Origin of the sequence: Vagococcus silagei, from assembly GCF_004795745.1 — a bacterium.
In the GTDB taxonomy this organism is placed as follows: domain Bacteria; phylum Bacillota; class Bacilli; order Lactobacillales; family Vagococcaceae; genus Vagococcus; species Vagococcus silagei.
Genome location: NZ_SDGV01000014.1, coordinates 1 through 14,495, shown reverse-complemented (window position 1 = coordinate 14,495; position 14,495 = coordinate 1). Strand labels below are relative to the sequence as shown.

Genomic DNA, 14,495 nt, shown 5'->3' with positions numbered 1-14,495 from the left:
TATGAACGTAGAAAAAATCAAACAAGATTTTCCGATTTTATTTCAAGAAGTCAATGATGAACCCTTTGTTTATTTGGATAATGCCGCAACTGCGCAAAAGCCAAAACAAGTGTTAGAAGTCTTGAATCACTATTACGAACATAATAATGCCAATGTCCATCGTGGCGTCCATACGTTAGCTGAAAGAGCAACAAGTCAATATGAAACTTCACGCGAGAAAGTGCGTCAATTTATTCATGCTGAGCATGTCTGTGAAATTCTATTTACACGTGGTACGACAACCGGTTTAAACTGGGTAGCCCGTGGCTTAGGTGACAAACTTGTTTCTGCAGGAGACGAAATCGTCATTTCACAAATGGAACATCATTCGAATGTCGTCCCTTGGCAAGAACTGGCCAAACGAACAGGCGCAACCTTAGTCTATATCGACTTAACGCCTGAGGGTGAACTTGATTTAGAAGATGCGCGCGCTAAAATTACCGCTAAAACAAAAATTGTCTCACTGGCACATGTTTCAAACGTGTTAGGGGTAGTCAATCCAATCGCGACGATCACTGAATTAGCTCATAAAGTTGGAGCCGTGATGATTGTTGACGGAGCACAATCAGTTCCGCATATGGCAGTCGATGTCCAAGCGTTAGATGCCGACTTTTATGCCTTTAGTGGCCATAAAATGTGTGGACCAACCGGAATCGGCGTGTTATATGGTAAAAAGAAATGGTTAGAAATCATGGACCCCGTTGAGTTTGGGGGCGAGATGATCGATTTTGTTTATCATGATCACAGTACTTGGGCAGAACTGCCTTATAAATTTGAAGCAGGGACACCCAATATTGCGGGCGCGATTGCATTAGGTGCTGCGATTGATTACTTGACTGAATTAGGGATGGATAATATTCATCACTATGAACAAGAATTAGTTAATTATGTGCTACCAAAATTGCTAGAAATTGACGGCGTCATAGTCTATGGACCAAGTGATCCAGCAAAACATACGGGTGTCATTGCTTTTAATATTGACGGCTTGCATCCCCATGATTTATCAACTGCACTTGATATGGAAGGGGTCGCTGTTCGAGCAGGACATCATTGCGCACAACCTTTACTATCATATTTAGGCGTTCAATCAACAGCGCGTGCTAGTTTTTATTTCTACAATACTAAAGAAGATGCAGATCGTTTAATTGAAGCGATTCATGCGACAAAGGAGTTTTTCGGTCATGGCTTTATCTAGATTAGACAATCTTTACCGCCAAGTCATTTTAGATCATACCGCCCATCCTAAAAATAAGGGTGTCCTTGACGTGGCGACAAGCCAAATTGAGTTAAATAACCCAACTTGTGGCGATGTGATTCAATTACAATTACAAATTGAAGACCAAGTCATTAAAGACGTTCGTTTTGACGGGCACGGCTGCTCAATCAGTATGGCAAGCGCCAGTATGATGACAGATGCAATTAAAGGAAAAACTGAAAAAGAGGCGATTGAAACTATCGCGACATTCCTTGAACTTGTTCAAGGAGAAGATGTCAAAGAGAATAAAAAAGCCTTAGGTGATGCTCAAATGCTCGCAGGTGTGGCGAAGTTCCCAGCACGAATCAAGTGTGCAACTTTAGCCTGGAAAGCACTAGAACGCGGTATTATTGAGGAAAATGAAACAATCGTTGATGAAGTGAAACACACTGACGATTAAGAAGGAGTGTAACCAATGAGTGATGTACCACAACTAGAAGAATATAAATTTGGCTTTCATGATGATGTCAAACCTGTCTTCAGTACAGGCGAAGGGTTAACAGAAGATATTGTCCGTGAAATTTCAGCCAGAAAAGAAGAACCAGAATGGATGTTAGATTTCCGTTTACGTTCCTTAGAAATGTTCAACAAAATGCCAATGCAAACTTGGGGACCGGATTTATCAGATTTAGATTTCGATAAAATTAAGTACTACCAACAAGCAAGCGACAAACCAGCCCGTGACTGGGATGACGTGCCAGATAAAATTAAAGAAACATTCGAAAGAATTGGGATTCCAGAAGCTGAGCGTAAATACTTAGCCGGCGCCTCTGCCCAATATGAATCAGAAGTGGTTTACCACAACATGAAAGATGAATTTAAAAAATTAGGCATTGTTTTTACCGATACAGACACAGCGCTAAAAGAATATCCTGATTTATTTAAACAATACTTTTCAAAATTAGTGCCACCATCAGATAATAAATTAGCAGCACTAAACTCAGCCGTTTGGTCAGGCGGAACTTTTATCTATGTACCAAAAGGCGTCAAAGTAGATGTTCCCTTACAAACTTATTTCCGTATTAATGCTGAAAACACAGGTCAATTCGAACGAACATTAATCATCGTTGATGAAGGTGCAAGTGTGCATTATGTCGAAGGCTGTACAGCACCAACCTATTCAAGTAATAGTTTGCATGCCGCAATCGTGGAAATCTTTACCCTTAAAGACGCGTATACACGCTATACAACCATCCAAAACTGGTCAGATAACGTGTATAACTTAGTTACTAAACGTGCCAAAGCTGATGCTGGCGCAACAGTCGAATGGATTGACGGCAACTTAGGTGCCAAAGCAACCATGAAATACCCAAGTGTTTACCTTGAAGGCGAAGGCGCACGTGGTACTATGCTTTCAGTCGCATTTGCCGGTGCAAATCAAGTGCAAGATACAGGTGCTAAAATGATTCATAACGCACCAAATACCTCAAGTTCAATCATTTCAAAATCCATCGCAAAAGATGGCGGTGAAGTGAACTACCGAGGTCAAGTTACATTTGCCAAAAATAGTGCCGGATCAATGTCACATATCGAGTGTGACACGATCATCATGGACGCACTATCAAAAAGTGATACCATCCCATTCAATGAAATCCATAACAGCCACGTTGCCCTAGAGCACGAGGCCAAAGTATCAAAAATCTCTGAAGAACAACTTTACTACCTGATGAGCCGCGGTTTATCAGAAGAAGAAGCTACAGAGATGATCGTCATGGGATTCGTCGAACCGTTCACCAAAGAATTACCAATGGAATATGCGGTTGAGTTGAATCGATTGATAAGTTATGAGATGGAAGGGTCGGTTGGTTAATAAATTTAAAGAGTACCAAAACATTGAATTAACAATGTTTTGGGCTCTTTTTTTGTTGCGTGGTTTAAGAGTAAATGCCAAATTAAATGCCATTTGATTATTCCATAGCTCCAAAGACTTTTCTATACTCGGTAGGATCTCTGAAGCCTCTTAATAGTGCATCATGCTTATAGCTATAAATTTTAACTGGTTTCTTTATGAAAGTTAGCTCATCAGAAGTTACTTTATTAATATATATATCTGCTGAAATATAGCATCCTGTTGTAATAGCTAATGGATAACAAGTTTCTGAATTTGCAGATAGATAGTTAATATTTATTGAGTTTTGTATAGTTTTATAATCTATAAATTCTATAGACTCTTCAATTATATCAATTTCATCTATGCCAGTTTCATATATTACTTTTTTAATAACATATGAAATATCAATTTTTACATTAGTTGCTGGGAAATCAGCTTTATTATGTATTAATAAATCAATATAAGTAGGTGAATGAGAATCTTTAGGGAAACCACTACCAGCTTTTGTGTCAGCAATTTCCCATTCTAAAAGTTTTAATTCATGACCAAATAAAAGATTTTGTATAAAGTATTTGCTATGTTCAAAACTACTCATATCCGTTTTGTCTGTAAATATTTCCTTTTGTTTTACTACTTCAAAAGATAATTTTGGATTACTATCTTTCTTGTTTATTTTGTAAACTAAAATAACGAAATAAATATTAATAACACCAAGAATGACTTCAAAAATATCTTTCCAGTTATCAATAAAAAAGCTTTTTAACCAAACTATCAAAAAAATTACTCCCCTCAAAATAATTTTTAAAAATTAACATATTTTGCAAATCGTTCTCCTGTCTCCCTAACTTTTTCAGGAGTAACATGAGTATAAATATTCATAGTAGTTTTAACATCTTTATGTCCTAAACGCTCTTGAACTTCTTTGATACTTGCTCCAGATTCAAAAAGCAAACTAGCATGGGTATGTCTAAAACCATGTAAAGTAATTTTAGGTAAGTCATATTTTTCAAGAATATTATATAACCAGTCATTTGGAGCTTGAGGGTAATACAATTCATTGAATTTGTTTGTAAAAAGAAACTGAGTATCTTTTGATGTATTATAACCAAACTTAAAATACCATTCTTTTTGATTATATCGCCATTGTTCTATGACCTTAATGGTTTTAACATCAAGAGCGATAACTCTTTGAGAACTAATGGTTTTAGGCTCTTGAATGATTATTTGATTATGCTCGTCCATAGCAAGAGTTTTTCCAATAGTTAGCTTTTGATTGAAAATATCTATATCTTTCCACTGTAAGGCAAGAACTTCTGATTTTCTCATTCCTGTGAAAGCTAAAATACGGAAAAAAGTTAAAATTTTGGTGCTAGTACGACTAACTTGTTCTGTATGACTCTCTAAACACTTAAAAAACACCTCTAGTTGCTCTTTGGTGTAAAAGTTAGGGAATTCCTCCACTTCTTTTTTACGGGGCAGTACAGTCTTTCTCATAGGGTTAGAATCGATTAACTCCATTTGAACACCAAATTGAAGAACCTGACCAACTACTTTTCTAAAATAATGATACTGTTTGTATTGATCATGCCAAAGATTGACTATTTCTTGACAATATCTAACAGTGATTTTATCCAACTTTAATTTACCAAAGTGTTGTAACGCATAATTTTCTACAAATCGACGTGATGTAGCAACCGTTGAAGGTTTCACTTTTAGTCGATATTGTTTTAACCACAAATCATAAAGTTCTGAAAAAGTGATTTTTTCTTGATTAGTTAATTCTCGATTATTTTGTTCAAAATCTGTTTGTAGTTGTGCTAAGGCAATTTGTGCTTCTTTTTTGGACTTAAAACCACTTCTAGTTGTTTTTACAGGTATACCTTTTACAGGATGAGTACCTAAATATGCTTGGAATTTCCAACGTTTATTGCCGTTGCTTAATGTGTATTGCTTAAATGAAGCCATGTTGTACCTCCTAGTTGTATTGTTTTTGAGGAGCTATTTCAAAAATCAATTCAGGAGTTAAATATCATTTTATCCGTTCATTTAATAACTGATTATATTCCTCAGTTAAGGTTTTTATTAATTCAGATTTTTTATCTTCAGATGTGGTCTTATCAACATTTAAACCTTCAATTATCGAATCTAAGATGTCTCTGAATATTTCAGATAGATTCTCATTTTTAATCGTTTTTAATTTTATGTGTAAAAACCTATCAGTTAAAAATTCATTCATACCTTTTTGTAGGTAATCTAAATTAAGTTCTTTTATTTTTTCCTCAGATTCCTTCACAGATTCTATGACTGGGTTTGATTCTTCATTCCATAGTAATTCATCAATCGTAGTGCTAGCCATTGATACAATCATTTCTAATTGTCTTTTTGTAGGCAATAAATTTTCATTTTCCCAATCTGAAACAGTGTTTTCTGTTACATCGCCAGTGTTCCTAAAGATACGGCTAAATTCTAATTTAGTTATTCTTAACTCATTTTTTCTGAGACTTCTTATTTTATTCCCGTATCCATTTAATTGTTTTCCGAATAGTAAATAATCTGTGGAAACTCCGCCAAGACTAGCAATTTGGTGCAATCTATCCTCGTTAGGTAGATTAATACCTTTTTCCCATCTTGCAACTAAACTTCTGTCAGCTACAGGAGTTAGGAGTTTTCCGAAAGCAGCCATAGAAGTTTTGGAGTCTTTTAGATTTTTTCTGATTTTGCTTATCCTCAAACCGACACTTTGTTTATCAATAGACATCAAATCACCTCATTAAAAAATATTATAAACCAAACAAGTCATTATTGATACTATGTGACGAAAAAACTTCTCGTTTTTATTGACGCATAATTCTTCTGATGATATATTTATCTAGATGAGACGTTTTTTCGTCTCATTATTTTGAGGAGCTACTCAGAAATAAATAAAGAAAGGAATGGTAAAAATGTCAGGATTTCAAGTTATGCTTAATGAAACTCAGACAAAAGAATTACAGAGGTATATTTTTGAATTAACGAATGAAGCAGTGCAGCAAGCGATTCATAACGCTGGAACAGACAAGGAATTTTTAAATCAAAAGGAAATGGCAAGTTGGGTTGGAGTTAGTTCAACTACATTAAGATCATACGTTAATGAAGGGATGCCGATGATTGTAATTGGAGGGAGGAATTTATATTCAAAAAAAGAAGTATCTAAATTTTTATTGTCTAAACAAAAATAGAGCACTGTTCTTAGCTTGGTGGCATAAACAGTACTCATATTTACAAAAAATAAATACAAAAGTATTTACAATTGGAATATAGCATTTTTTTATTATTATTTCAATGATGTTGATACTTTGGAATGGAGAAGTTAGTGGCAGAAAGAAGAATGATGTCCAAACAATTTGTTAACAATGCTAGTTTTATGAAAATGTCTGATTCCGCAAAACTATTATATTTTTATTTGAATGTTAATGCCGATGATGATGGAATTGTAGAAGCCTATGCATATTCTCAAATGTTAAATACACCTGAAGATGATGTTAAAGTTCTATGTCAAAAAGAATTTATTGTATTTTTAAATGATGATTGGTTAGCATTTTTACCTCATTGGTTAATAAATCAACAACTAAGAGCTGATAGATATAAGCCATCAATTCATAGAAATACACTATTGAATAAATATCCGGATAGTATTTCTAAGTTAAAAAAAATAAGTTTAGAGCAATTTAATAAATCTATACAACAAGAGGAGCTGAAGCCAGAAGTTTATAAGAAAATTTTTGGTATACCAACTGACAACCAACTGGAGACACAGGTGAGGTCAGGTCAGAAAAGTCAAGGTCAGGAAAGTTTAGAAAAGGGTAGTGTAGATGAGTTGAGGTCAGGTCAGATTAAAAGAAGTGAACTTCAAAAAACAATAACTGCTAGTTTCCTAGATCCAAAATCTAAAGAAATTATTATGGATAGAGTTGATAACTTTTCAGAAGAAGAGCAAATACAAATATTCAAAATCCTTTCTCAAAGCAAATCGTCAATAGAGAGGAAAACAGGCGTAATGATTAGGGGGTCTGAATACGAATCATTGACCCATCAAATGCTAGAAATAGTTTTAGAGGAGCTCGTAAAAAAAGTGAAGTCCAGAGAAAAAGTAAATATGTTTGCTTATCTAAATAAATCTTTTACAGAGTATTGGAATTCACTCGTTAAAACTATTCATAACGAAAGAAATTTGAATTTTTTCCAGAATTAAAAATTTGAAAATTATAGAAAACAGGGATAGTATTTTTATCTCTGTTTTATCCAAAAAATAAAAAATAGAAAATGATACTGTTTTTGCTTTATTAAAAGGGCAAGCAACGGGTTTGTCATGACAATCCCAAAAATCAGAGATTTTTTCTTGTTAGGTTACACCTAAAACCGTTGAAATATAGTTCAAATTTCAGATGAAATTTAAAGCAATATTTTTGTCGTTTTACTCGAAAGGAGAATGGAAATGACTAAAAGGAAAAAGACGTATTTACAGATATCTTTAGACCCTAAAGAAAAAGAATATATTAAGGAAAAAACCAAACTTTTTGGATATGCAACTATATCAGCATTTCTAATAGATTCTGCTAATTCTCATTTTATGTTGAATGTAGATATGTCTGTTTATAGGAAGTTATATAGAGAGGTAAACTACATTGGAAAAAATATAAATTCCATAGTTCGAAGAATTAATTCAGAAAAATTTTATAGTGATTTAGAAGTAGAACATCTTGAAAGAAGAATGGATGAAATATATGGATTGATGGAAAAAGAATACGATCGGTTAGAAAAAGTAGCTTTTCATTTTACTAGTAATGATTTAACAGAAGATGAAGTTGTAAAAATAATAAAAGCATATGAGGAAAATCATCTGCCTATCCCTAAATTTGTATTGCTTCAAGATGTTTATCAGAATATACATGATTCGTTGGTTTTTATAACTGAAATGATTCGAGAATCTAAATATCAAGATGAAGAAATAGAAGAGTACCTCTGGATTTACTTAAATAATGATTTTTTCAAGAATCTAAGTGATGAGAGGTTAACAGAATTTTCTAATAGGCTACTCAAATACTATGAAAATTTGAGACGAAAAAAACTTAATCTTGATTATCATTTTTCTGATGATGATTGGTTTGATTTAGTTGATATATTAGATGATTACGAGGAATAGGAAATAAAATAAGAGGGAAAGAGCTAGGATAAAATAATCTATCTTAGCTTCTTCTCTCTTATTTTCATTATTACGAGCGATATTAAAGTGTAAGAATCGTATAAAAAAGGTAACAGTAGTAGAAATACATTAGTGTACATGTATGTTTTACTTGAAATGTAACCTTGCTTTGTAATGTTATCAAGATAAACAAAGATGATAGGAACAAGGAATACTAGAATAATAGTGACCAGGTAGTTTTTAGATATTGCAAAACAAGTGTAGATAATAGAAATAGCTAAATAAGTAAGAAAAATAGTTCCTATTTTTGAATTATATGGATTTGATATTGGAAAGAAAGCAATAATTAAAGAAATAATAATCTTTGAAAAAACTACTCTAGAGTATCTTTTTTTCTCAAAAATTTTAATATCATTGTAAGTCATAATGTTCTCCTTTAAGTGGACTAGTATTAGTCCCATTGTAACATATTAATTCTCTAAGATTAATAAAAAAGGACTAATTTTAGTCCAGAAAGTGTGTTAATCTTGAGGGAAGAGAGAATTATTGATAACGATAATATTATTGGTAGTAATATAAGACGAATTCGTCTTGAGAAAGGCATAGGACAGACTGAGTTGGTTAAACAATTACAATTGATGGATGTTGATATTACAAGGGAAACACTAGTTAAGATAGAGAGTGGAAAACAACATATTAAATTAGAACAACTTATTGGGATCAAAAACATTCTACTAATTAATCTAGAAAAAATATTAGAAAGAGAGTAAATTCATAAAAAGTGGTAGTATGGACAGCAAGAATACAGTTTAATGCTTAAACAGTAATTTTGAGAAAATTGTTGATCATTAAAAGTTGAGAAAAAACTCAGAATGGAAAAAATAAGAATCAATAATTATTTAGAAATCTTAACCTTTATTCTTTAATATTTAATAGTAACATGAAATAGATTTCTAACTTTGCTTCAATATTAAAAATTGATTTTATAAAGTAATGAGAAGTGTAAGAATTATGATATAATATGAATTAAAAATTAAATTATAAATGGAGATTAAAATGAGTAAGAGTGAGAATATTGAGTTTATTTGTATGAAACTGCAAGGGTTAACAAAGCTCAATTTTCAAGTACACTTAGGTCGAGTACTTGAAGAATTTTATGTATATAAAGGATTAACTTATGAGATGCCATCACCAAATGGTGGTGATGATAAAAATGATGGTTGGGTAGAAGAAGAAAAGTTGTTTTATCAAATATATGCACCAAGTCAACTTAGAGAAAGTTTACCTAAAGACATGAAAAATAAATTTTCTGAGGACCTAGAAGAACTTTTAAATAAATTAAAAACAGGTAAATGGAATGGAGATATAAAACAATTTATTTTTTTGGTTAATACATTTGATGATAATTTGCCTAAAGATTCGGAACGATTTTATGATACAAAAGTTGAAGAGCTTAAGAAAAAAACTGGGTTTGAATTTACTTATAAAGTTTCTAATTTATCTTTTGTTAAACGATTATTATGGGAAATAGATGATTTAAATGTTTTTGAAATAATTAAATCAAGCTTAAATATAACAATGGGTAACCCAATTGCTTCAATGTCAAATCAAACTATGTATCATTTTCTTACACAATTGGGAAATCAAATAATGAGTAGTACAATAATGGCTTCAACAGGAACTGGTTATAGTAGAATTTCTACCCAAAGAAAAATAGATATAAATGATCTTGGTGATATGAGAGAAGAGTTAAATTTTATTATTGAAAAACTTTATGTAATAGAAGAAGCTGTAGCAGCAATGAATAAAAGTACGGATACGAGTGAGCTATTTGAAAATATTGTTAAATTCGTTATTTCAGCTTATAATATTTTATCTAGAGATCTTGAAGGCATTGAGTTATTTGATGCATTATGTAAAGAAATATCTAAACACTGTGACCAAGAACTTATTGTCGATATTCCAACAAAGTATTTAATAGTTTATGTGTTTGATCATTGTGATATTTTTAAAAAAGAGGAGGTACCTAATAATGCTAACACCTAATAAATATTTGACACTAGTTGAAAGCTACATAGGTATCAGCGGATTGATTTTGGAGTGTCTAGGAAAACAGTCATTAACTGTTGATAAATTATGGGAAAAATTTTCGAAAAGAAATATAAATAGAATTAATATAAAGTTTCCAGACTATCAAAAATTTATCTTTTCATTAGATTTTATGTATATGGCAGACATGATATCTTATAATTGTGATGGAGAGGTGTATAATGAAAATCTTAGAAATGATAATTAAAAACAAAAGTGGAGATATTGTTAGAGATATAAAGTTTAAGGAAACAGGACTAACTTTTATATATGGTGACATAAAAGAACCACAAAATATTAATGCAACTATTAATAGTTTAGGAAAAACATTATTTTTAAAAATGATTGATTATATTTTTGGAGCCAATAATGACCCAAAAACTATGAAAAAAGATATTGATGGCTTTGAGTTACATGCCAAGATAAAATTTAAGGAAAAATGTTATTTAGTTAAAAGAGTTATTGGAGCGAGTAAAGAAGAAGCTATTTTTGTAAATGCTGAATCGAAAACTATTACCGAATATAGAACTATGTTTGAAATAAATAGAAGTTATCTAGATAAACAAATAATTTTAAATAGAAAAAATAGTGAAGTTTCTTTAAGAGAAAATCCAAATAAATCAGACTACACTGCGTTATTAGAATTATTAGATTTAAATAGTCTTTGTTCAGAAGTTCAAAAAATTTATGACTTTCAGGATGAATTAAAAAAATTAACAAAAGAAAGTAAAGCATTTACAGAGGAATTTGATGATATTTTAAAGGAGAATGAGACTCTAACTGAAAAGATATTTGTGATCGATAAGACTGTAGAAGAACTTCAAAAAAATCTAGATGGTATTTCAAAACAAGTCTCTGACTTAGAGACTTCTGCAATTAAAGAAGATAGTATTAAAGAGTATGAGCTTAAAAATATAGAGTTTAAAAAATTAAGTCAAAATTTAGAACAATTAAAAATAGAACAAAAAAGACTAGTAAATTATATTAATGAAGTTGATAGCAACGAAATAACCAATGCTCAATTAATTAAAATGTTTAATAAGGCTGAGGTTGAATTGCCACAAATGGTTATAAAAAAATTAGAAGAAGTAGAAGAATTCCATAAAAATGTAGTGAGTGAAAGAAAACAAACTATAAAGAAAAATATTGAAAGAACTTCACTTTTGATAGAAAAAACCTCAAGAGAATTAGAGGTTTTATCTAATGAATTGGATAGATTAGGAAAAATTCTTTCAGAAAATAAAGCTTACCGAGAGTCTATTGAGTTGTATGGGGAGTATAATTTAAGACTACAAGAATTATTATTTCAACAAGGGCAATTGACAAATGTGAAAAAAATAAACGATGAAATTACGGAATTAGATAAAAATTTAACAACTTCATTCTCTAAGTCAAAATTAGAATTAGAAAATGAAGTTGTAAAGAATAAAATAAAAAGTTATCGAGAGTTTGTGTTTAACTTAGTAAAAGAGATATATAGTAAATCTATTATTAGTTTTTTTGATATCGAAATAAAAGATAGACATAAAACAAGAAGACCAATCGAATTGAAATTAAGCATGCAAGGTGAGACCGGAGAAGGGATTTCTGAAGTTAAAAAAAATATAGTTGATTATTTAGTATTTAATTTTAATAAAGAGTTGGAAATTTTAATTCAAGATTCTTCGTGCTACAACGGGATTGATCCTAGGCAGGTTTCAAATATGTTAGTAGAATTAAATAAAATGGCAATTAATAATCAAAAACAAGCTATCGTTGCAATTAATAAGTATCAGTTGGTTTCTGACAATCAACATGATGTATTTAAAATTTTTGATGAAAAATTTGGTATTAAATTATCAGAAGATAATAAGTTATTAAGATTTAATTTCTGAAATAGCTCCTCAAAAAAATTAATGCCAAACTAAATGCCATTTAGTTTAATTTAGTTGAATACCATTCATTGTAATTTAAAAAAATGAAATGATAAAATGTTGATTTAAAGCTTATTACTATCCATTGATAATTAAAAAATCTAATGGAAGGCTCCGTCGGATGATGTGAAATTTTAATCAAGAAAGTTGATTTAACAACTTTCTTGATTATTTTTTATCACAAACTTTTTAAGTGTCCCACCATATTACCCATTTAGAAGTAAAAAAAATTAAGGGGGTTATCAAAGATTTTTAGTGGATGTGTCAAGCTGGCAGAGAAGGCAGGCTTTTTCTTATTCTACTATATATATTGTAGAATAAAAGTTTAAGTTAGAAATTTATATATTTCGCAAACTTCTCACCTGTATTTTCAATCATCTGAGGGGTAGTGCAGGCATAGATATTCATAGTTGTTGAAACGTCTTTATGCCCAAGTCTCGATTGAACTTCTTTAATACTTGCGCCACTTTCAAAAAGAAGACTACAGTGAGTATATCTGAAACCATGTGGGGTAATCTTATGAAATAATTTTTTTGAGTCTTTTTCATAAATCCAATTCAACCAGTCATTAATGATTTGTGGATAGTATAAACTATTATTCTTCCCAGTGAAAATATGTTGTTTATCAGATTGTCTAACATTTAATAGTTTAAGCTGTTTTTCTTGTTCACTTTTCCAAGATTCTAATTGTGATATTGTCCCTTCATCCAACTTGATTACTCTAGTTGAATTGAGAGTTTTAGGCTCTTGTAAAATTACTTGTTTAAACTCATCAATAGCTACAGTTTTACCAATATTAAGCGTTTTACTAATAAAATCAATGTCCTTCCATTGTAAAGCAAGTGCTTCAGATTTACGCATCCCAGTAAAAGCAAGTAGACGAATAAAGGTGTATGTTTTTGGGTTACATATATCTTTAGAAAAGTTTAGAAAATCAATTAACTCACTCTTAGTGTAGAATTTAACAGGGGTGTCAATTTCTTTTTTACGCGATACTATTACTTTAGACATTGGATTTGAAGCCATGAGTTCACTAGAAACCCCAAATTTCATTATTTTTTGAGTTTCTTTTCTTAAATAGTTATACTGTTTGTACTTTGAGTGCCAGATGTTTACTTGCTTTTGACAATAAGCTACAGTAATTTTATTTAGTTTTAAGTGACCAAAGGCAGGTAAAACATGTAATTCACAGTATCTTTTGGCAGTAGCGACAGAAGAAGGTTTAACAGATAAGCGGTATTGTTCTAACCATATATCATAAAGTTCTTTAAACGTTAATTGTACCTGTAATTCAGGTGCTTTTTTTGTTTCATAATCAGAAATAGCTTGATTTAAAGCTTTTTGAGCTTCTTTTTTAGTTTTAAATCCTTTCCTAGTTAAGCGCAGTTCCCTTCCATCTTCTTTATAACCAATAAAAGCTCTTACTTGCCAGAAAGAACCTTTAGAATTGGTGTATTTAGTGATCGATGCCATAAATATACCTCCTAAATTTTTTTATTATTATAACGAGTAATTACTAGAATTAAATTAGAGTTAAGTTAGTTAAAGGCTAGGCTTTGGATTTAGAAATTAAGGCTGTATGCTATAAAATGTTCTGAGGTACAATTTCATCATTTTTCGTAGATAGTGAGAGCATGTCGAAATACTTAAAAACATATTACAAGTCTAGCTTTTTGAGTTAACTATTTTTTTTTCAGTTATTCTAAAGCCACTTAGAAGCTGAGCTTTTAAACTCTCTTAGTTGTGATTACAGTTAAAAGTAAATAAAATGCAGTAGATGTGACAAAGACTTGATAGATTAATCAACCAGCAAGTATAAGTTATTTTTTGTCAAAAAAATAGCCTACAAGTGAGGTATAAGGTAGTTAAAAAAGATTAATCTAAAGGAAAATAAAATGAACAGGTGATACGAAACGCAAAATACAAAATACATAAAAAAGAAGTAGAAATGTCCCTAATCAGAGTAAAATGGGAAGCGTGTATTAAATATCGAAAAAAGTTCACAGATTTTTACAAACGGTAATTACAAGTAAGTTATGTTATTGGGACTGTTCTAAAAATGAAGTTAAGGGAAATACTGTTTACTTGGCATATCAATTAAACCATTAGAAGTGATGGACAAAGAGGTAACTAAGCATACCTCTTTTTTATTTTGTTTAAAATTTTTTTGGATTTGAGTCAATATCT

The 14,495-nt window shown here is 31.0% G+C and carries 14 protein-coding genes; 10 read left to right on the top strand and 4 right to left on the bottom strand.

Features of this window, described 5'->3' with window-relative positions; all coding sequences use genetic code 11:
- Position 1: 1 nt before the first annotated feature.
- From ESZ54_RS05680 to sufB, 3 genes are read left to right on the top strand one after another with little or no spacing between them, the layout of a single operon-like run.
- A complete protein-coding gene (locus ESZ54_RS05680) occupies positions 2–1,234 on the top strand; it encodes a cysteine desulfurase (protein WP_136136697.1) in 1,233 nt (410 codons plus the stop codon).
- Positions 1,221–1,694, top strand: coding sequence for a Fe-S cluster assembly sulfur transfer protein SufU (gene sufU, locus ESZ54_RS05675; RefSeq protein WP_136136696.1), 474 nt, complete (start codon positions 1,221–1,223; stop codon positions 1,692–1,694). The genes ESZ54_RS05680 and sufU overlap by 14 nt, the downstream gene beginning before the upstream one ends.
- A gap of 15 nt (positions 1,695–1,709) precedes the next feature.
- On the top strand, positions 1,710–3,104 hold the full coding sequence (gene sufB, locus ESZ54_RS05670) for a Fe-S cluster assembly protein SufB (RefSeq protein ID WP_136136695.1): 1,395 nt from the start codon (positions 1,710–1,712) through the stop codon (positions 3,102–3,104).
- 97 nt (positions 3,105–3,201) lie between these two features.
- Here the strand turns inward: sufB and ESZ54_RS05665 are convergent, their stop codons facing one another.
- From ESZ54_RS05665 to ESZ54_RS05655, 3 genes are all read right to left on the bottom strand, one after another.
- Complete coding sequence (locus ESZ54_RS05665; RefSeq protein WP_136136694.1) at positions 3,202–3,900, bottom strand: hypothetical protein; 699 nt, start codon at positions 3,898–3,900, stop codon at positions 3,202–3,204.
- A gap of 26 nt (positions 3,901–3,926) precedes the next feature.
- Positions 3,927–5,090, bottom strand: a complete 1,164-nt coding sequence (locus ESZ54_RS05660) for a tyrosine-type recombinase/integrase (protein ID WP_136136693.1) — start codon at positions 5,088–5,090, stop codon at positions 3,927–3,929.
- A 64-nt stretch (positions 5,091–5,154) separates the two neighbouring features.
- A complete protein-coding gene (locus ESZ54_RS05655; RefSeq protein ID WP_136136692.1) occupies positions 5,155–5,883 on the bottom strand; it encodes a hypothetical protein in 729 nt (242 codons plus the stop codon).
- A 175-nt stretch (positions 5,884–6,058) separates the two neighbouring features.
- On the opposite strand from ESZ54_RS05655, the gene ESZ54_RS05650 reads away from it, so the two are divergent.
- The 7 genes from ESZ54_RS05650 to ESZ54_RS05620 all read left to right on the top strand — a co-directional run bounded on the left by ESZ54_RS05650 (position 6,059) and on the right by ESZ54_RS05620 (position 12,269).
- Positions 6,059–6,343 (top strand): MerR family transcriptional regulator, encoded by a 285-nt coding sequence (locus ESZ54_RS05650; RefSeq protein ID WP_239433752.1) that lies wholly within the window; start codon positions 6,059–6,061, stop codon positions 6,341–6,343.
- A 134-nt stretch (positions 6,344–6,477) separates the two neighbouring features.
- Complete coding sequence (locus ESZ54_RS05645) at positions 6,478–7,356, top strand: DNA replication protein DnaD (protein ID WP_136136690.1); 879 nt, start codon at positions 6,478–6,480, stop codon at positions 7,354–7,356.
- A 243-nt stretch (positions 7,357–7,599) separates the two neighbouring features.
- Positions 7,600–8,307 (top strand): hypothetical protein, encoded by a 708-nt coding sequence (locus tag ESZ54_RS05640; protein WP_136136689.1) that lies wholly within the window; start codon positions 7,600–7,602, stop codon positions 8,305–8,307.
- Positions 8,308–8,825: 518 nt separating this feature from the next.
- Positions 8,826–9,077 carry a helix-turn-helix domain-containing protein gene (locus ESZ54_RS05635; protein ID WP_136136688.1) on the top strand — a complete coding sequence of 84 codons (252 nt, stop codon included), beginning with the start codon at positions 8,826–8,828 and terminating at the stop codon, positions 9,075–9,077.
- Positions 9,078–9,363: 286 nt separating this feature from the next.
- Complete coding sequence (locus ESZ54_RS05630; RefSeq protein ID WP_136136687.1) at positions 9,364–10,353, top strand: hypothetical protein; 990 nt, start codon at positions 9,364–9,366, stop codon at positions 10,351–10,353.
- On the top strand, positions 10,340–10,603 hold the full coding sequence (locus ESZ54_RS05625) for an ABC-three component system middle component 6 (protein WP_136136686.1): 264 nt from the start codon (positions 10,340–10,342) through the stop codon (positions 10,601–10,603). Before ESZ54_RS05630 ends, ESZ54_RS05625 begins: the two co-directional genes overlap by 14 nt.
- Positions 10,578–12,269 carry a DUF2326 domain-containing protein gene (locus ESZ54_RS05620; RefSeq protein WP_162615107.1) on the top strand — a complete coding sequence of 564 codons (1,692 nt, stop codon included), beginning with the start codon at positions 10,578–10,580 and terminating at the stop codon, positions 12,267–12,269. The genes ESZ54_RS05625 and ESZ54_RS05620 overlap by 26 nt, the downstream gene beginning before the upstream one ends.
- Positions 12,270–12,638: 369 nt before the next feature.
- On the opposite strand, the gene ESZ54_RS05615 is transcribed toward ESZ54_RS05620, so the two are convergent.
- Positions 12,639–13,781: a tyrosine-type recombinase/integrase gene (locus ESZ54_RS05615; protein ID WP_136136684.1), complete on the bottom strand. Its 1,143-nt coding sequence runs from the start codon at positions 13,779–13,781 to the stop codon at positions 12,639–12,641.
- Between the last annotated feature and the right edge of the window lie 714 nt (positions 13,782–14,495).